17 protein-coding genes are annotated in these 17,510 nt (G+C 58.5%); 4 read left to right on the top strand and 13 right to left on the bottom strand.

The genetic code is table 11. The features are described 5' to 3' along the window. Window positions 1–5: 5 nt before the first annotated feature. The 4 genes from AADB16_RS04290 to AADB16_RS04305 are packed head-to-tail and all read left to right on the top strand — an operon-like array spanning window position 6 to window position 3,334. Entirely contained in the window at window positions 6–1,154 is a 1,149-nt protein-coding gene (locus AADB16_RS04290) for an ABC transporter substrate-binding protein (protein WP_410801611.1), read from the top strand. Next, on the top strand, window positions 1,151–2,245 hold the full coding sequence (locus tag AADB16_RS04295; protein ID WP_410801613.1) for a FecCD family ABC transporter permease: 1,095 nt from the start codon (window positions 1,151–1,153) through the stop codon (window positions 2,243–2,245). The genes AADB16_RS04290 and AADB16_RS04295 overlap by 4 nt, the downstream gene beginning before the upstream one ends. After that, window positions 2,242–3,027, top strand: coding sequence for an ABC transporter ATP-binding protein (locus tag AADB16_RS04300; protein ID WP_410801615.1), 786 nt, complete (start codon window positions 2,242–2,244; stop codon window positions 3,025–3,027). Before AADB16_RS04295 ends, AADB16_RS04300 begins: the two co-directional genes overlap by 4 nt. 16 nt (window positions 3,028–3,043) lie before the next feature. Then, window positions 3,044–3,334 carry a DUF2218 domain-containing protein gene (locus tag AADB16_RS04305; RefSeq protein WP_410801617.1) on the top strand — a complete coding sequence of 97 codons (291 nt, stop codon included), beginning with the start codon at window positions 3,044–3,046 and terminating at the stop codon, window positions 3,332–3,334. On the opposite strand, the gene AADB16_RS04310 is transcribed toward AADB16_RS04305, so the two are convergent. The 13 genes from AADB16_RS04310 to rpe all read right to left on the bottom strand — a co-directional run bounded on the left by AADB16_RS04310 (window position 3,310) and on the right by rpe (window position 17,444). Beyond that, window positions 3,310–4,176 (bottom strand): sugar phosphate isomerase/epimerase family protein, encoded by an 867-nt coding sequence (locus AADB16_RS04310; RefSeq protein WP_410801619.1) that lies wholly within the window; start codon window positions 4,174–4,176, stop codon window positions 3,310–3,312. The two genes, AADB16_RS04305 and AADB16_RS04310, sit on opposite strands and share 25 nt — an antisense overlap. Then, complete coding sequence (locus tag AADB16_RS04315) at window positions 4,176–5,189, bottom strand: DUF6005 family protein (protein WP_410801621.1); 1,014 nt, start codon at window positions 5,187–5,189, stop codon at window positions 4,176–4,178. The genes AADB16_RS04310 and AADB16_RS04315 overlap by 1 nt, the downstream gene beginning before the upstream one ends. Next, the gene (locus tag AADB16_RS04320; RefSeq protein WP_309044717.1) at window positions 5,186–5,449 is read right to left on the bottom strand and encodes a phosphopantetheine-binding protein; all 264 of its coding nucleotides are present in this window, start codon (window positions 5,447–5,449) and stop codon (window positions 5,186–5,188) included. Before AADB16_RS04320 ends, AADB16_RS04315 begins: the two co-directional genes overlap by 4 nt. Next, window positions 5,446–6,753 (bottom strand): AMP-binding protein, encoded by a 1,308-nt coding sequence (locus tag AADB16_RS04325; RefSeq protein ID WP_410801623.1) that lies wholly within the window; start codon window positions 6,751–6,753, stop codon window positions 5,446–5,448. The genes AADB16_RS04320 and AADB16_RS04325 overlap by 4 nt, the downstream gene beginning before the upstream one ends. After that, entirely contained in the window at window positions 6,750–8,576 is a 1,827-nt protein-coding gene (locus AADB16_RS04330) for an IucA/IucC family protein (protein ID WP_410801625.1), read from the bottom strand. Before AADB16_RS04330 ends, AADB16_RS04325 begins: the two co-directional genes overlap by 4 nt. Beyond that, window positions 8,563–10,380 carry an IucA/IucC family protein gene (locus tag AADB16_RS04335; RefSeq protein ID WP_410801627.1) on the bottom strand — a complete coding sequence of 606 codons (1,818 nt, stop codon included), beginning with the start codon at window positions 10,378–10,380 and terminating at the stop codon, window positions 8,563–8,565. Before AADB16_RS04335 ends, AADB16_RS04330 begins: the two co-directional genes overlap by 14 nt. Window positions 10,381–10,466: 86 nt before the next feature. After that, window positions 10,467–11,834: an MATE family efflux transporter gene (locus AADB16_RS04340; RefSeq protein WP_410801629.1), complete on the bottom strand. Its 1,368-nt coding sequence runs from the start codon at window positions 11,832–11,834 to the stop codon at window positions 10,467–10,469. 22 nt (window positions 11,835–11,856) lie between these two features. Continuing rightward, window positions 11,857–12,666 carry an indole-3-glycerol phosphate synthase TrpC gene (gene trpC, locus AADB16_RS04345; protein ID WP_410801631.1) on the bottom strand — a complete coding sequence of 270 codons (810 nt, stop codon included), beginning with the start codon at window positions 12,664–12,666 and terminating at the stop codon, window positions 11,857–11,859. A 15-nt stretch (window positions 12,667–12,681) separates the two neighbouring features. Next, window positions 12,682–13,710, bottom strand: coding sequence for an anthranilate phosphoribosyltransferase (trpD, locus tag AADB16_RS04350; protein ID WP_410801633.1), 1,029 nt, complete (start codon window positions 13,708–13,710; stop codon window positions 12,682–12,684). Between the two features lie 14 nt (window positions 13,711–13,724). Beyond that, window positions 13,725–14,306 (bottom strand): anthranilate synthase component II, encoded by a 582-nt coding sequence (locus tag AADB16_RS04355; protein ID WP_410801635.1) that lies wholly within the window; start codon window positions 14,304–14,306, stop codon window positions 13,725–13,727. A gap of 15 nt (window positions 14,307–14,321) precedes the next feature. Continuing rightward, entirely contained in the window at window positions 14,322–15,809 is a 1,488-nt protein-coding gene (trpE, locus tag AADB16_RS04360) for an anthranilate synthase component I (protein WP_410801637.1), read from the bottom strand. Between the two features lie 247 nt (window positions 15,810–16,056). After that, on the bottom strand, window positions 16,057–16,746 hold the full coding sequence (locus AADB16_RS04365) for a phosphoglycolate phosphatase (RefSeq protein WP_410801639.1): 690 nt from the start codon (window positions 16,744–16,746) through the stop codon (window positions 16,057–16,059). Continuing rightward, window positions 16,743–17,444 carry a ribulose-phosphate 3-epimerase gene (rpe, locus tag AADB16_RS04370; RefSeq protein ID WP_410801641.1) on the bottom strand — a complete coding sequence of 234 codons (702 nt, stop codon included), beginning with the start codon at window positions 17,442–17,444 and terminating at the stop codon, window positions 16,743–16,745. Before rpe ends, AADB16_RS04365 begins: the two co-directional genes overlap by 4 nt. Window positions 17,445–17,510: the final 66 nt, after the last annotated feature.

The following is a 17,510-nucleotide window of genomic DNA, read 5'->3' on the forward strand; positions in this document are numbered from 1 at the left end:
CGATGATGTTACGCATTCGATGCATAGCCGCCCTGGTGGGCGGCCTTTTCTGTTTGTGGGCTGACCTCTCTCTGGCTGCCCGCACGGTCACTGATTTAGCAGGCCGTTCGGTTGAGTTGCCAAGTGAGGTGAACCGGATCGTGCTGGGTGAAAGCCGCTATATCCCGGCGCTTGCCATACTGGACGGAGACGCGCTACCCGACCGCTTGGCCGGCATGCTGCCGGATTTCGAGATGACCGATCCGGGCGGTTATGCCCAGTATCTGAAAGCCTTCCCCGAACTGGCGGATGTGCCCCGGGTAGGGCACGCCTCAGCCGACAGTTTCAGCCTGGAAAGCGTGCTTGGTCTGGGTGCCGATCTGGCTATCTTCAGCCTGGAGGGACACGGCCCTGGGGCTCGGAACAAGATGCTGATCGATCAGCTGCAGCGTGCCGGTGTTTCTGTGGTATTCATCGACTTTCGCCAGAACCCGCTGGTGAACACGCCAAAAAGCATGGCCCTTCTGGGTGAGGTGCTCGGGCGACAGGAAGAAGCGCAAACATTCAACCGGTTTTACCAGCGGGAACTGGCAAAGGTGACCGATGTGGTTGCGCAGATTCCTGAAACTGACTGGCCGAGGGTCTTCCTCCATAGCCGTTTGGGACTGCACGACAGCTGCTGTGAAACCATGGTGGAAGGCATGATGGGGCATTTTCTCAAGGCCGCGGGCGCGCGCAACGTGGCGGAAGGGAAGGTGCCGGGTGTGAGCGGGGTGCTGAACCTGGAATACCTGATCAGCAACCCGCCGGACTACTATGTGGCGACCGCTATCGGCTCCCGCAAATACACCACCTCGGAGTCCGACTATAGCTACGTGATGCTGGGCGCTGGTATCGATACGGCGACAGCCCGGGCTTCACTGGCACAAGCCACTGATCGACCCGGACTGCGAGCGGTAGAACCCATCCGCGAAGGCCGCGCGATGGCCATTTGGCACCACTTTTATAACACACCCATGAACGTCGTCGCAGTGCAGGCACTGGCCCGCTGGTTTCACCCGGAAGCCTTTTCGGAACTGGATCCGGAGGCCACACTGGCGGAATTCTACCAGCGCTTTCAGCCGATCGAACTGGATGGTATCTACTGGGTTCGCGCCCGGGAGCCAGCTGAATGAGTTCAGTGTCTCCGGCGCAAATGACTAAATTGGGCGACTCTGCCCCTCGCACAACACTGGCAAGCGAATACCGGCGTTTTGTCTTGCGCCGTGTTGTGTGTCTGGTGGCTTTGGCAGTGGTGGCGGTGGCGGCCTTGCTGGTGGACATAGCCAGTGGGCCCTCCATGCTGGGCTTGGCCGATGTGGTTCATGGTTTGTTGAACCCTGAAAGCATCGACGCCGGTACCCGCGTCATCATTGAGGACATTCGTTTGCCTTATGCCTTGATGGCCGTGGTGGTAGGGGCTTGTTTAGGCCTCGCGGGGGCAGAGATGCAAACGGTGTTGAACAACCCGCTTGCCAGCCCCTTTACCCTGGGTGTGGGGGCGGCGGCTACGCTTGGTGCGTCGCTGGTGATTGCCTTCAATATTTCCTTTCTTGGGCTGGCGGCCCATATTTTGTTGCCGTTGTCGGCATTTGTGTTTGCGGCCGTGGCATCGCTGTTGATTCTGATTCTGTCGCGCTCTCTGGGCGCCTCGGTGCATGCAGTAGTGTTGTTCGGCATTGCTCTGCTGTTTGGTATTAACGCCGTGGTGGGGTTGATCCAGTTTGTTGCAGATGCCGAATCAGTGCAGCAAATTGTGTTCTGGACCATGGGCAGTCTGGCCCGGGCGAGTCTGGATAAAGTACTGATTGTGGCGTTGGTGCTGGCAATCTGTTTGCCCTTTTCATTGCGTAATGCCTGGGCCATGACTTTGTTGCGCAGCGGTGAAGAACAGGCCCGGAGCCTGGGTATTCGCGTTGAGCGGCTGCGCCTGACGGTGTTGATGCGCGTCAGCCTGCTCACTGCCGCAGCCATGTGTTTTGTGGGGGAAATAGGGTTTATTGGCTTGGTGGCGCCCCATATTGCCCGCCTGATGCTGGGCGAAGACCATCGGTTTTTGCTCCCGGGCAGTGCCCTTGCCGGTGCGGTGCTGCTGTCGCTGTCATCCATTGCCAGTAAATTGCTGGTGCCGGGCGTAGTGTTGCCGGTGGGCATTGTCACCGCATTGGTGGGGATTCCGCTGTTCATCCTGCTGATCATTGGCCGCAGCCGGAGGGTCGCCTTGTGACCCTGAAGCTGAAGTCCGTTACCGCAGGCTATCGAAATCACGCTGTATTCAGCAACCTGTCACTGCCGGAAATACCTGCGGGTGCATTGGTGGCCGTGATTGGGCCGAATGCGGTGGGTAAGTCGACATTGCTGAAGTCCATCGCGGGTTTACTGCCCATCTCCGGCACCATGACCTTCGCCGGGGAAAATCTGGCGGGGCTCACATCCCATCAGCGTACCCGCCGTGTTGGCTATCTGCCTCAGCCGTTGCCGCAAGCTATCCCGCTGGTGGCCTACGAAACCGTGTTCAGTGCCTGCCGCTCGGCCCGGGGCGACTGGTCCCGCGAAGAGACCGAACAGGCCATCGAAGAGGTGTTCGACACACTGGGCATACGGCAACTGGCCCTGCGACGTCTGTCTGAAATGTCCGGTGGTCAGCGGCAAATGGTGGGTCTGGCCCAGGTGTTGGTACGCCAGACCCCGCTGATGCTGCTGGATGAACCCACCAGTGCGCTGGATTTGCACTGGCAATTGAATGTTCTGAACGCCGTGCGCGATGCCACAACCCATGCAAACACTATTGCTCTGGTGGCGTGCCACGACCTCAATCTGGCTCTGCGCTATTGCGATCAGGTTCTGGTGTTGTCGCCAGATGGACTGGCTGTCCTGGGCACTCCGGAACAGGTGTTAACGCCGGATCTGCTGGCCCGCACCTACGGCATTGAAGCCCGTATTGAACGCTGTTCGCAGGGCCAACCCATTGTGCTGGCGGACCGCCCGTTGCCCGCCAGTGTTCGCTGAACCCACGGAGATTGTTATGCCGTTTATGAACGCTCACGTATCCACCGATAACCCTGGCCGTTTGATCAACCGCTTGTGCAAACACTTCAGCCACAAGATCGAAGCGGAATGGAGCGAAACCAACGGGTTGCTCACCTTCTCCATCGGAGAATGCAGGTTGACTACCCTCGATGGAGCGCTGGCCCTGGAATGCCAGTCTCCGACTGCAGAAGAATTGGGAGAGCTTGGGCAGGTGGTGTCCTCCCACCTCATCCGCTTTGCCGGCGATGAGGTGGCCGAGGTTCAGTGGAACCCCGCGACCGCTTGAGGTTGAGTGCATTGCTCCGCCAGCACCCTGCGTAGCTGGCGGAGGTCGCTGTTCAGTACCCGGTAGCTGTCTGCACCGAACCATTCCAAAGACACGTCCATGGCGATGCCTTCCGATTGCCAAACTCCCAGTTCCGCCAGTATTGGCCGGTAATCGCAGGCACCTTCCAAAACCGGCACCATGCCCTCACGGGTACCCGCCGGTGAATACACATTGGCGGGGCCAAATACACCCAGCTGGCTGTGTTGTTGAATATTTTTGAAGTGACAATGGTGTACCCAAGGTGCCAGCTGCTTCAGGGCAACCAAAGGGTTCGCACCGGATTCCCAAACGTGCAGTACATCAAAATTAATCCCCAGGGCCGGGTGGTCAATGTCGCTCAGCAATTCGAGGGTAGAGCCCACGGTGTCTGCCAATGTGCCCGGGTGAGTTTCCAGCATCAGCGACAAGCCTTCATCAGCCACGCATTGGGTCAGTGTTTTTAACCGCCGGGTCATAGCCCGGCGCTGGCTGGGTGAAACCTCGTCGCTGCCCAATGGTCCCGCAAAGGTGCGCACCTTGTTTGCGTGCCAACGCTTTGCCAATCGACAGGCCTCGCGGGTTTTGCGAAGCGCTTCCGCCTCACTGCCATCCAGCGGCAGGTAATCGCTGACCATGGGAATGCGCAGCCCTTGGCGTTCTATCCAGTGGCCATCCAAGGCGGGCTGCCGGTCCAGATGGCGCGCGTGCACGGCCCAGAGTTCAATACCGTCGAAGTCGTTGCGTTTGGCCCAGTCGGCCAGCTCCGGTAACGACACCAGATGATGCCGGAACGAAATGGTACACAGGTGGAAACGGATCATCACAGTACCTCCAAAGGGGCTTGTTCGGTATTGGTTCGTGGCACACCGACGTTGCGGTAACGCTGCCAGCCATCGAACAATCCCAGCAGGCTGGCTTTGATGGCGAATTCACGCTCGTCTTGTTCATCCAACAGTTGCCCAACGCTGGCCAGCAGATCTTTATTGCCGGACATCACCAGCTTCAAGGCGCGGAACTGGATCTGAGTGTAGGTTTTCACCAAGCGTTGGATGTCTTCACACACCGCTTCAAACCAGGGCGCGCCTTCCGCTTGCTTACCCTGATCTTCGAGCAGCCAGGCGAAGGCGTGTTCATAGGCGTACTTGCGAATCGCCATCACCGGAATTTCCCGGAAGGCATGGGGCAGGTTTGCCAGTGTCTGGCTGGCGTCCGGCCCGGTGTGAGCGTGAAGGATGCGCCGCAGAGCATCGGTGAACGGGTTGTGGTTGGCCTTCATGCATTGCGCGAAGTAAGCGGCAACGGTTTCTGTTGGCGTGTGGCGTATGTTCAAACCATCAAAATAGAAGCCACCGGCGGCGGCCGGAGAACGCACTGATTCCAGAATTCGGGTTTTTGGCAATACCCCTTCCCAACGGAAATCCGGGTCAGACATGAACCATTCATCGGGGTTGTCGGTGGTTTCCAGCATCACGTAGTGCGGAAACGGATTCTGGTGAAACTTGTTTTCCCGTTCGGGCAGCCGGTACAAGTCGAGCATCACCATCACCTGCCGATCCGAGGGCCGGTTTTCCACCAGCGACACCAGCGTTTGAATGTTGGTTTCTTTGTCGGCCTCATGGTTGTACCAAGGCTCAATGCTGATGCCGTACAACAGCTTGTACCAATCTCGGAATTCGTTATGGCGGGTGTGGGGTGAGTGGTACGACAGCTCCATGGCATCATTCACCGAAAAATCGGCATCCCAAACGCCGAAGTAAAACGGGCGGTGGTCTACCCCGGGCGTGCGTTTGATGATTTCGCACACGCAACTGACAAAACAGTGCACCTTGATCACAGGGACGGCTCCTTGTGGTCGTTAGCAACCAGCAGTCCGGCCAGATCATCCACGCTTTCCAGTTGGTGGGTCAGTAAGGTTTCCTCCGGCAGGTTGAGGCCGTGTTCCAACTCAAGATGCACGATTAGCTGCAACAGCATGATGGAATCAATGGCCAAGTCGGCGTTTAGCCGGGCACTGCCCGTGAAGGCGGACAGTCGCGCGTTGGGCAGATGCTGCTGGAGAACGGCCTTGATGGCAGCGTGGCGGTTGGTACTCATGCGGGCACCTCCTCAGCAAGCGTATGGGCGGGCGCTTCGCTCAATAGCCGTCTGCTGACCTTGCCATTGGGCAGGCGTGGAATGGTTTCGACCTGCTCGATGAAGGCGGGCACCTGATGAGGCGACAGGTGTTCTCGGCTCCACTGTTTCAGCTGATCGATATCCAGTTCGGCATCGGCCACGAAACGCAGGCACACACGCTCACCGGCAAAGCTGTCGGCTTGCTTGTAAGCCACTGCTTCGCGAATACCCGGATAGCTAAGGTATACGTCTTCCACCGCGCCGGGGTATACGTTGATCCCCGCCACATTGATTGTGTCGTCGGTGCGCGCCAGAAAATGCAGTTGGCCGTGGGCATCGAAATAGCCCAGATCCCGGGTATTAATGTGCTGGCCGCTGCCTTTGATGGTAATCATTACGTCATCGGGTTGCGCTGCGGAGGTGCCCGCATCCAGCGATACGTGGGGCAGGGGGGTACCCAGCAAACCGGGCTCGGTCACGTTCGCGGTGAGGGCAACACAGCCGGCTTCTGAACAACCGTACTGTTGGCATAACCGTTGGCAGCGGTTCCGAAGCTGATTCAATACCGGGGCGGGCAAAGGCGCGCCGGACAGCATCACGGTATGCAGCGTCTCGCTTTGTGGCAGTATCCGGATCAACAGACTGACCAATGTGGGCGAAGCATAAAGCAGATGTTCCGGCACCGACCGCAGCCGGGACAATATGAACCTCGGGTTCAGGTTGGTCACCACATGCGGCGTGGCCCCCCGTTCCAGTGCCGCCAACACGCCGCAGATCAAACCGTAGGAATGGGTGACCGGGCAGGCCACCACCGGCGTGAGTGGCTGGGCTTCGGTGAAGTGGTCAACGTAGGCCGTGAGCTCCCGGTCAATATCCCGCCATGATCGGGTGATGGTCTTGGGCTTACCGGTGGTGCCAGAGCTGAGTTGAATCAACTCGCCACCCGCGGCCTGGCCCGGATTTTCGGGTGTTTCAAGAGCCTCCGGGGCCGCATCGCGCAGGTTGTCACCGAACAGCAAATGGCTGCAGCCGGTGTCGATGGCCAGCGTTTTTGCTGCCTGCCGGGGCGTGCCGGGATGAATGGGCAAGACAGTGGCTCCCAGCGGTTTCAGCCAAAGGCACAGGGCCAGCCAGTGTGCGGTATCTTGCAAGCACACCGCCAGGCGACAGGTGGCAGGGTTTTGGAACGGCCCGGAGTCGGCCAATGGCGCCACAATGCGGTCGCAATCGTCCTGGCTGTATGGGGTGTTATCAACGTAAAACAAAGGAAAAGCAGTGGTCACGATAACCTCGCTTGCTGGTGATCTGTGAATGGCACGGAGGAGCCGGTCGGGTTGATGGCCAGGGGGTTGGGTACCCAATGGCTGAGATTGCCGGGGTCCGGTTGCAGTTTTTGGGTCAGTAACGATTCGGTTTTCAGTCTTGGCTGGTTCCAGCCGAGCTGCGCCAGTCGGTGCTGAAGGTCCGGGTGTTGTTGGGTGTATTGGTCCAGCAGCTTGCGCACGCATGCCCAAAACCGGGTTTCAGAAAACCCGTAAGCGTCTTCAAGCAGCAGCGCCAGTTCGCTCAGGTTGTAGATGAACAGAGTATCTACGGCCAGCTCCCGCAGGGCTTCGGGGCCGGTCATGCGGTAATAGAGATCATCCGGTGCCTGGTCGTAACCGGCTTGGCGTTCGCCCAGATCCGGCTCTGGCGTGGTGGATGGTAGATAGTTGCGGGCGTACTCCACGCTGTCGTGAAAATCCCGAAGTAAGAGCGCGTTGGGCCAGCCGTCTCGCATCACCAGAAGGCTGTTTTGCGCGTGGGCCTCCAAGCCAGCGCCGTGGGCGACCAGCATGTGCCAGACCGGCAGAATCAGAGCCGAAAGCGTGGCGTTCAGCCAAGGTTCAAAGCCGTAACGTTCTACCCAAGGCTCAATGAACGGCTGGCCGTCTGGTTGCCATTGAAACAGCGCGTTCAGCGGCACCGCCTGTTCGCCCTCGTGCAACCGCGAACTGAGGCTGGTGCGCCAGATGGCGGCCAGCTCGCCTTCAAGCGGGTGCTGCCCGGGCAGAGTGCCGGGCTGCGCGCTAAAGCTCAGGCTGGCGTATTCCGGCAACAGCCGTAGCGGGTAGTCTCGCGATAGCCTTGGGTCTGATTCAATAATTGCCTCCAGCCAGCGGCTGATGGCGGGAGCCGACGGCACCGAATGCGGCTCTAGGTGCCGGCGCGACGAGGTGTTGTGAATGCCCAGAGGCAGCTTGAGGCAAGCCTTCTCGGGGCGATTCATATTGAACAGCGAGCGCAGGGACTGGCTGGGCTGGTAGCGATCGCCCAATGGCCCGAGATCGCGAATATCGAAATCCCCAAGCTGTTCGGCCAGCGGGCCGGTACTGAGGTGTTGCCATTGCCAGGGGTGCATCGGTACTGCGCCGTAGGCTTGCCAATCAATACCCACCCGATGAAACGCTGCGCGCAGCAAAAAAGCGGGTTCCTCGCCCAGCTCCGCTTGCCAGAATGCCAGATCTGGCGCGGGCAGCTGGCTGTCCAGATAGTGGCGGGGTACGGCCACCCAATACAGCCGGAAACCGGGGCTGGTTTCCGGGCTATAGCGCATCAAATCGTCGGCGCCAAACCCCAGCCGGCTTTTGAAACACGGGTGGTAGGGGTGCCCTTCATGAATGGCACGGTCCAGCGCTTCGCCATGCAGCGAGCGCCGACTGTGCAAGCTGCGGGTTTGATGGCTGTTGCGAAGCTGTTCTTCGTTCGCGAGGGTGGCGGCCAGTTCTTTCAACAGTATCTGGTGCTGTGAGCGGGAGCCGGGTAACTCGTGAATAAGCGCTGGCAGGTCCACCGTGACCGGCCGCTCATTGCGGTAAAAACTCAGGGTGTCGATGTCCAAACGTACGCGACTGAACCCTCGCACCCGGCCTCGGCAGCGGGCCTGAAAAGTGCCCACCGGAAAGTTCAGACACTGCCAGCCCTCGCTGCGGAAATCGGTGTTGCAGCAGGGAGTAATGCCTTCAAACAGCAAGGCTTCCAACAACTGCCGAAGCACCCGTTGCCTGGGTGATTCCGAACGCACAGGTGTCAGGGCCGCCTCGGCAACCGGGTTACGCAGCGCCATGGTGCACCTCAACAGATCGCTTGCGATGTTCGCTGGGCGATGCGGCTTGGGCGCGACGGCACAGCGGGTTGGGGATGCTGGTATACACTGCCATCTCCAGTTTGGCATTCAGCTCATCAACATCGTGCACGCGGGTCAGCAGGTTGCCTTTGTAGGGTAGGCAGCTGGCTTCGAGCAGCATGACCACCAAGGGGCGCGCCGGACCATCAAGCCGCAAAAGTTCCGACTGCAGGAAGCCGCGCAATTGCCGCAGCAGCGCCGCCTCAGAAACCAGCCCATCTACACCAAAGCGTGCGATCACTGAAAACAGCTGATTCACGATCAAGTAGTAGCAAAAGCGGTCGCGAATCATCGCGTCCCTATAGAAGAGTTCCGGGGTGTGGCCAACATCCGGGCAAAGATCGGTCAGTAATTCGCGACGGCTTTCCGACAAGTAGTAACCTTGGTTATCCCGGTAATAATAGGTGTCCGGGTAACCGCCCCGCAGGTCAAGAAGGCTGTTCTGTTGGTGGGCTTCCAGCGCGATACCGTGCTCGTCATAGAGCCGAAGAGCGGGTGCGATGGCGCAGGAGAAGTATTGCTGGAACCAGTCCTGACTGACCGACGCCAGGCTTCGGTTTTCATTCAGTGCCAGGCCTTCGATCAGGCTTAACAATCGGGAATTGCGCCCGGGGAGCGGGTCTTGCGTCAGGGCCGCAATGCTGATCACATCCTGGTTTTGCCCCTCAATGAACGGGTTTTCCCGAAAAATCACTTCAAATCCGCTTTCGGCCTGCCCGGGGAGGTTCACCGTTAAGTAGGCTGGGTCTTGCAGGATACGGAACCCAGGCTCGCTTTCGGCAAAGCCGGTTTGTGCCAGCAGCCGGGCCATCACTACGCCAGCGCGAAGTTCGGGCACCTTGTTCACCCGCAAGGAGTTGGTCACTTTGACCGGAATGGAGAACTTCAGCATCCAGTCCGTTTGCTCGCTGTACACCGTCCGCACGGAAGACGTTGCAGAGAATTCCGGCCCCAGCGCCCCTAGAGGGAAAATTACACCAGCTTGAATGGCGGCTTGGACAGCGGGCTGTAGCAATAACCACTGGGCTTGCAGCGGGTGGGCGGGTATCAGAATGTGGTTGTCGGGCAGGTTCAGTGTGGGGTGGCCACCGTTGATCAGCATCTCAGCCATCGCGCTAGCTGGCACAGCGGCTGCGGAATCTTCCACCACGCAGGATTTGTGAGCCATGAAGTAATGCAGCTGAAATTGGTCCGCCAATTCCGGGGCGTAAGCGTCTTGCTGCCATTCCGACATGCCTTGCCGGCTTTTTGGGGTGGGATGGCTGGCGTGGCCGAACAGCAGAGATTGTTCGGTCTCAAGAAAGCGGTTCAGGTAAAGGCGTGGGTCGTGCTGGCGTTTGGCAATGTAGCGGGTCATCACGCCGTAGCTGTCGGTCAGCCGGTGCAGTAGCTCCAGTTCCCGCAGTTTGCGGAGCTCTGGCACCATGCCCGCCGAACGAGCGTAGAGCTCCCGTACCAGCAGGCACATGGCCTGAAAAGGCTCAATCTCGGCCCAGCAATAACGGCCGTTCAGCCACTGGTGCACCTTGCCGTAGCGGTGGCGACCTAGGTCGGAATGATAAAGGATATCGATGCCGAGGCGGGAGCGCTGGGTTTCAAGCGACAGCTCGCAAGTCCATTGGCCAGACTGGCGAGTTGAAATGGTATTTTCCCGCCACTGGCCGGGGTCTATCTCTTGCAGATAGCCATGAAGAAAAGCCTGCAAGCTGGCTTGTTCGGCAATCGCGCGGGCGGACGGTCCCATGTCGACACTCCAAAGTCAGAATTTGGAGTAAATCTAAATGAGAACCATGCGCAATTGAAACTTATTTACATCTTTTACATTTGGTATCAGGCCGTGGGTGACATGATCAAGCGCTGGGGTCGAAAACGAACAAACAGCGCCAACGCCAGGCCAAAGGTCAGCCATTCCGCCATCGGCAGCGCCAACAGCAGTGGCCAGTCCGGCGCAAAGCGGGCGATGCCCACCAGTAACAAAGCCGGTAGAACCAGGCTGCGGGAGAAGGCCACCACCGCGGAGGGCAGGGGTTGGTGGGTGGCAGTGAGATACACTGATAGCAATACATTGATGCCGTTCACCAGGAACAGCGGCCAGAGGATGACCAGGTACTGATCGGCCAGCTGCGCCGTGGCCGGGTCTGCGGAGGTGTCGAGGAACAGGCGAACGACATCATTGCCGAATAGCCAGACAGTGCCCACCAATGCCAGGGCCAGAGTTATAATCACCGTGGCACCGCAGCCCATAAACCGGCGAATGCGCTCGGCGTTGCCGGCCCCCAGATTGTGGCTGATCAACACGTGCATGGCGTCTGAAATGCCGTAAAACACCATCAAGCTGAGGAATATCAGGTAATTCACCACGGTGAACGCGGCTACACCGGCCAGCCCCTGCGAACTCATCAGCAGCCAGTTTATCAACAACATCACCAGCCCGACCGACATCTCGTTGATCCACTCTGATACGCCATTGGCGAAGGCTTTGGTCACTTCGCGCCAGTTCTGTTGCCGCAACCGGAACGTCAGTTTGCGCGCGGGCTTGGCAAAGTAAAGCGCCAACACGGAGAGCTGCAGCACCTGGGCTATGCCGGTGGCGATGGCTGCGCCGCGCAGGCCGTAATCGAGATACCCCACCAGCAACGCATCCAGTGCGATGTTGGCCGCTGCACCCAGCACCAGTGCCGTGGTGGCCAGCCCTGGAAAACCGTCTACCCGCACAAAGTAATACAGCACCATGGTGAACAGCTGCAGCACCATCACCCAGATGATCACCAGATAGTACTCGGACATCAGCGAGAAGATGTTGGGAGAAGCCCCGAGCAATCGATAAATGGGTTCATGGAACAGCAGCCCGACGAGTGCGCCGGTTAAAGCCAGCGCCAGAGTTACCGTTATACATTTGCTGAAGATTGCAGACGCGGCAGCCCGGTTCCCTTCACCGAGATAACGACCGGCCCGCACAGTGCCGCCAATGGCCAGCGCCAACGCCAGCCCGAACATTAACGTAAACCAGGGAATCTGCAGGTTTAGCGCCGCGAGCGCGTCAGCACCGGCAAAGTTGCCGATGAAAATGCCATCCACGATGCTGGCGGTGGTCAGCGCAAGCAACCCGGCCACTGAGGGTAGGGCATAGCGGAAAAAGGCCGGCCAATAGGGGCCGGCCAGGATCGGATCGTTGGCTTGGTCGCCAGGGTGAGTCATGGGGTTGCCGTGGTTCGATGAATCAGCTGAACAGCTCTTGCAGCTTCTCGCCGGGTTCCGGCGCACGCATGAACGACTCGCCAATGAGGAATCCGTAAATACCGCGCTCGGTCATGGCCTGCACGTCTGCGCGGGTCATAATGCCGCTTTCGGTAATGGCCAAACGGTCAGGGCCAATGCGCTGATGCAGATCGAAGGTGGTGTTCAGCGACACGTCGAAGGTGTGCAAGTTGCGGTTGTTGATGCCCACCAGTGGGGTGCTGAGGGTGAGGGCGTCGTCCATTTCTTCGCTATTGTGCACTTCTACCAATACATCCATGCCAATTTCGTGGGCTATGCCTTCGAGTTCCTGCATCTGGTCTTTGGTGAGGCAGGCGGCAATCAGGAGTATGCAGTCGGCACCGATGGTGCGGGCTTCGTAGACTTGATAAGGCGCGACCATGAAGTCTTTGCGGATAACCGGCAGGCTGCAGGCGTTGCGGGCGGCTACCAGGTAATCTTCGTGGCCCTGGAAGAAGTCGTGGTCAGTGAGTACTGACAAGCAGGCGGCGCCGCCTTTTTCGTAGCTTTCGGCGATTTTGGCGGGCTCAAAGGGGTCGCGAAGTATGCCTTTGCTGGGTGAGGCTTTTTTGATTTCGGCAATGACGGCTGGTGTGCCGGCTTCGATGCGCCGGCGCAGGGCGTTGGCGAAGCCCCTTGTCGCAGGCTGGTCGCCAGACATGGCCTTGAGATCTTCCAGGCTCGTTTGCCGTTTGCGAAAGTCGATTTCTTCCCACTTTCTTTCTACGATTTTGCGCAGGATGGTGGGGGTTTTGTCGTTTTGCTTGTTCATTCGAGTTTTCCTGACTCAGAAGCAGTGTGAAAAATCTGCGAGTTCTGCGAGTTTTCCAGCTGCGAGGCCGGAGCCCATGGCATCCAGGGCCATTTCAACGCCCATCTTCGGGGTTGGTGTCAGGCCGGCAACATAGATTGCTGCGCCGGCGTTCAGGGCGATCATGTCTCGGGCTTTTTCGGCCATTTCGTCGTGGCCTCGGCCGAAGGCGGCTTTGATCAGGTTCAGGGACTCTTCTGCAGTATCCACGGACAGCCCCACCAGAGTCTGGCTCTTTATGCCGAGGTCTTCCGGGGTGATCTGGTATTCGGTGATCTCGCCATCTTTCAGTTCTGCCACATGGGTAACGCTGGCCAGGCTGATTTCATCCAGGCCGTCTTTGGAGGCCACCACCATAATGTGTTCGGAGCCCAGCTTGTGCAGTACTTCGGCCATGGGGCGGCAGAGGGCTCGGCTGAATACACCAACCAATTGCCGTTTAACGCCCGCCGGGTTGGTCATGGGGCCCAGTATGTTGAACAGGGTGCGGCAGCCCATTTCTTTGCGCGGGCCCACGGCGTGTTTCATGGCACCGTGATGGCTTGGGGCGAACATGAAGCCGACGCCGATTTGTTCTACGCAGCGGGCGACCTGTTCAGGCGTGAGGCTCAGGTTGATGCCTGCTTGTTCAATCAGGTCGGCACTGCCGCTCTTAGAGGACACCGCGCGGTTGCCATGTTTGGCAACAAAGCCGCCAGCGGCAGCAACAACGAAAGCGGAGGCAGAGGAAACGTTGAACAGGTTGGCGCCGTCACCGCCGGTGCCCACGATATCAACCAGTGGCTCGGCTTTGATGGTTACGCCGGAGACCAGCTCGCGCATGACTTCCACAGCGCCGGTGATTTCATCAACGGTTTCACTTTTTATCCGCAAACCCATGAGCAGGGCGCCGATCTGGGCGTCGGTGGCTTCGCCGTTCATCACGATGCGCATCACGCTTTTCATTTCTTCCCGGGACATGTCGAGATTTTCGGCAACCCGGTTCAGTGCGTCTTTCATGTTCATTAGCTGTTGCCTTCTTATTGGGTTCGCAGGAAGTTGCGCAGCAGTTCGTGGCCCTGTTCGCTCATGATCGATTCCGGGTGGAATTGTACCCCTTCGATGGCTAGGGTTTTGTGGCGCACGCCCATGATTTCTTCCACGGTGCCGTCGCTGTTGCGAGTCCATGCCGTCATTTCGAGACATTCCGGCAGGCTGGCCTGTTCAATCGCCAGACTGTGGTAGCGGGTGGCTTGCACAGGGTTGTTGAGGCCGCGGAATACACCGGAGTTGTTGTGAAAAACCGGGGAGACCTTGCCGTGCATCACGCGCCCGGCACGGATGATGTTGCCGCCAAACACCTGGCCGATGGCCTGATGGCCGAGGCAGATTCCGAGGATGGGGATTTTCCCGGCAAAGTGCCGGATCGCGTCCATGGACACTCCGGCCTCGTTGGGTGTGCAAGGGCCAGGGGAGATCACCAGCCGTTCCGGGTTCAGTGCCTCAATCTGCTCGACAGTGATTTCGTCGTTGCGGTGCACCTGAACGTCGGCGCCTAATTCGGCAAGATATTGCACCACGTTGTAGGTGAAGGAATCGTAGTTATCCAGCATTAATAGCATGATGTGTCCCTCGCCTCAGTGGTCAAAGTCGTTGTAGGTCATGGCCACCGCGCGGAAGATGGCGCGGCCCTTGTTCATGGTTTCTTTCCATTCAAGGCGAGGTACTGAGTCGGCGACTATGCCGGCGCCGGCCTGTATGTGCAGAATCTTGTCCTTGATGACGGCAGTACGGATGGCGATGGCCGTATCCATGTTGCCGTTGAACGAGAGGTAGCCCACTGCACCGCCGTATACACCGCGTTTGACCGGCTCCAGTTCGTCGATGATTTCCATGGCCCGGGTTTTTGGTGCACCGCTCAGGGTGCCGGCGGGTAGGGTAGCCTTGAGCACATCGAGGCAGCTGATGCCGTCTTTTACCTGACCGGTCACGTTGGACACTATGTGCATTACGTGGGAGTAGCGTTCCACGGCCATTTTTTCAGTGAGCTTTACGGTGCCAGTTTCTGACACGCGCCCGGCATCGTTCCGGCCCAGGTCAATCAGCATCAAGTGCTCAGCGATTTCTTTCGGGTCGGCCAACAGCTCTGCTTCCAGCGCACGGTCTTCGGCATCGGTAGCGCCGCGTTTGCGGGTGCCGGCGATGGGGCGAACGGTGACTTCCCGGTCTTCCATGCGCGCCAGGATTTCTGGCGACGAGCCGACGATGTGGAAGTCGTCCAGGTCCAGAAAATACATGTACGGCGAGGGATTCAATACCCGCAGCGAGCGGTAAAGGTTCAACGGTGGCGCTTCAAACGGAATCGACATGCGCTGGGAGATGACGGTTTGCATTACGTCGCCGTCCAGCACGTAGTCCTTGATGGTATCCACCGCCGCTTCGAACTTTTCCTGGCTGAAGCCAGATACGAACTCGCTTTCATCCACGGTTTTCCCGCGCAGGTGCGCTGGCGTTTGCGGGGCATTAGCCGTTTGCCGGTGCAGTTTCTGCTCCAGCTCGTCGAGCCTCTGCTGCGCCTGTTCGTAAGCGCCTTCTATAGCCGGGTCTACGTGTACAATCAGGTGCAGCTTTCCGCGCAGGTTATCGAACACCACCAGTTCGTTGGACACCATCAGCAGTATGTCCGGCGTGCCAATGCGATCCGGGGGGCAGCTGCTGGCAAGGCGCTTTTCGATGTAGCGCACTGTGTCGTAACCGAAATAGCCCACAAGGCCGCCATTGAAACGGGGCAGTTCTTCCAGATCCGGGGCGTGGAAACGTTCCTGGTAGCTGGCCACGAATGCCAATGGATCATCCACTTCCGCGCTTTCTATCACTTCGCCGTGCCGTCGAATCTCTACACGGTGGTCAAATACTTTGAGCACTTCCTGGCTGGGTAAGCCGATGATGGAGTAACGGCCCCATTTTTCGCCACCCTGAACGGATTCAAACAGGTAGGAGTAAGGCCCGCTGGCGAGCTTGAGGTAGGTGCTTAAGGGGGTGTCCATGTCCGCAAGTACTTCGCGATACACGGGGATACGATTGAAGCCGGCCTGTGCCAGCTTGTGGAATTGCTCGGAGTTCATGGTCGTGCTTCCTGGGATCTGATCTGCGTTCGAGCAGGCAAACAGTATTGTAGGTTTGGCCTGTCGGGTGGTGGCGTTGAGCGGGCAGGGGCGCGCTTTTCGCCGGGCTGAGTGTTTTCAGCCGGTACGCCATCGCCACCATCGTGTTGCGCGGGTAGTTAGGACGCCTCGCGCGGCAGTCAAATTCAGTCCCTGCACGGCAGGAATCTCCCGAATTGAAAAGAATTAAAGTCCAAGCCTTGAGAGGTTACAAAAGCTCGCTCAGGGAATCAACTACGGCGTCTGCACCCAGTGTCTGCACCGAACGGCCAAAGTTATAGCCATAGGTGACGGCAACGCAGGGAATGCCCGCAGCTTGAGCGGCACTGACGTCCGCTGCAGAGTCGCCAATCATAACGGTGGTCCCCCGGCTGCCGTTCAAGGCTTTCATGGCATGGAGCAAGGGGCCTGGGTCTGGCTTTCTTGTTTCCAGCGTGTCGCCACCGATCACCAGTTTGAAGTGGTGATCCAGCCCCAACTGCTTTAATAGCGGCCCAACAAACTGTTCTGGCTTGTTGGTCACCACGGCCATAGGGCAGTTGCGCTCGCTCAGGGATTCCAGACAGGCTTTCACACCGGGGTATACCGCAGCATGTTGGCCATTGAGCTCCCGGTAGTTGGCATAAAATAACGCCAGAGCATCGTCAAACAGGGCTTCATCTGCAGGGCGCGCAGGCTCCCAGTCGGCTTTGCCGGCCAGGGCACGCCGCATCAGAATGGGAGAGCCGTGGCCCACCCATTGGCGCACTTGTTCAAGCCCGGCGGGTTTGCGCCCAAGCTGTTCAAGGGTGCGATCAACCGCCGCGGCAAGGTCCGGCGCGCTGTCCACCAGGGTGCCGTCAAGATCAAACAGGGCAACCCCGGGCCAGCGGGCATTAAACAGGCCGGCCAGGCTCATTGGTTTGGCACCTGGTGGCCCAGTGTGTTGCGGGCCTGCTCCAGCTCCTGACGCATGGCGTCGATGGTGGCTTTGTAATCGTCGGTATTGAAGATGGCAGAGCCGGCAACAAAGGTATCTGCGCCGGCTTCGGCAATTTCACGGATATTGTCGACTTTTACGCCACCGTCGATTTCCAGCCGGATGTTGTAATTGCTGGCGTCGATGCGCTTGCGGGCATCCCGAAGTTTGTCGAGGGTGCCGGGAATGAACTTCTGACCGCCAAAGCCCGGGTTGACCGACATCATCAGCACCATGTCGAGCTTATCCATTACATGGTCCATGTAATGCAGTGGTGTGGCGGGGTTGAATACCAGGCCTGCTTTGCAGCCGCCCTCGCGAATCAGTTGCAGGGAGCGGTCAATGTGCTGGGACGCCTCCGGGTGGAAGGTGATATAGCTGGCACCGGCGTCTATAAACATGCGGATCAGATCATCCACCGGCGATACCATCAGGTGTACATCGATGGGTGCGGTAACACCATGTTTACGCAGGGCTTCGCATACCATCGGTCCAATGGTCAGGTTGGGCACATAGTGGTTGTCCATAACGTCGAAGTGCACCACGTCTGCGCCTGCGGCCAGTACGTTATCCACCTCTTCGCCTAAACGGGCAAAATCAGCAGACAAAATGGATGGGGCAATCAGATAAGGATTCATCACGGTTCTCGCAAACAATTGGCAGCCATTAATAATAATGACAGTCTAACAGTACCAGAGCGTGTT

The organism is Marinobacter sp. KMM 10035 (assembly GCF_046537445.1).
Lineage (GTDB): Bacteria > Pseudomonadota > Gammaproteobacteria > Pseudomonadales > Oleiphilaceae > Marinobacter > Marinobacter sediminicola.

Coding starts and splice junctions, on each gene's coding strand:
- AADB16_RS04290 (WP_410801611.1), top strand. CDS start 6: ATGTTACGCATTCGATGCATAGCCGCCCTGGTGGGCGGCCTTTTCTGT.
- AADB16_RS04295 (WP_410801613.1), top strand. CDS start 1,151: ATGAGTTCAGTGTCTCCGGCGCAAATGACTAAATTGGGCGACTCTGCC.
- AADB16_RS04305 (WP_410801617.1), top strand. CDS start 3,044: ATGCCGTTTATGAACGCTCACGTATCCACCGATAACCCTGGCCGTTTG.
- AADB16_RS04310 (WP_410801619.1), bottom strand. CDS start 4,176: ATGATCCGTTTCCACCTGTGTACCATTTCGTTCCGGCATCATCTGGTG.
- AADB16_RS04320 (WP_309044717.1), bottom strand. CDS start 5,449: ATGAGTACCAACCGCCACGCTGCCATCAAGGCCGTTCTCCAGCAGCAT.
- AADB16_RS04330 (WP_410801625.1), bottom strand. CDS start 8,576: ATGGCGCTGCGTAACCCGGTTGCCGAGGCGGCCCTGACACCTGTGCGT.
- AADB16_RS04335 (WP_410801627.1), bottom strand. CDS start 10,380: ATGGGACCGTCCGCCCGCGCGATTGCCGAACAAGCCAGCTTGCAGGCT.
- AADB16_RS04340 (WP_410801629.1), bottom strand. CDS start 11,834: ATGACTCACCCTGGCGACCAAGCCAACGATCCGATCCTGGCCGGCCCC.
- trpC (WP_410801631.1), bottom strand. CDS start 12,666: ATGAACAAGCAAAACGACAAAACCCCCACCATCCTGCGCAAAATCGTA.
- trpD (WP_410801633.1), bottom strand. CDS start 13,710: ATGAACATGAAAGACGCACTGAACCGGGTTGCCGAAAATCTCGACATG.
- AADB16_RS04355 (WP_410801635.1), bottom strand. CDS start 14,306: ATGCTATTAATGCTGGATAACTACGATTCCTTCACCTACAACGTGGTG.
- trpE (WP_410801637.1), bottom strand. CDS start 15,809: ATGAACTCCGAGCAATTCCACAAGCTGGCACAGGCCGGCTTCAATCGT.
- AADB16_RS04365 (WP_410801639.1), bottom strand. CDS start 16,746: ATGAGCCTGGCCGGCCTGTTTAATGCCCGCTGGCCCGGGGTTGCCCTG.
- rpe (WP_410801641.1), bottom strand. CDS start 17,444: ATGAATCCTTATCTGATTGCCCCATCCATTTTGTCTGCTGATTTTGCC.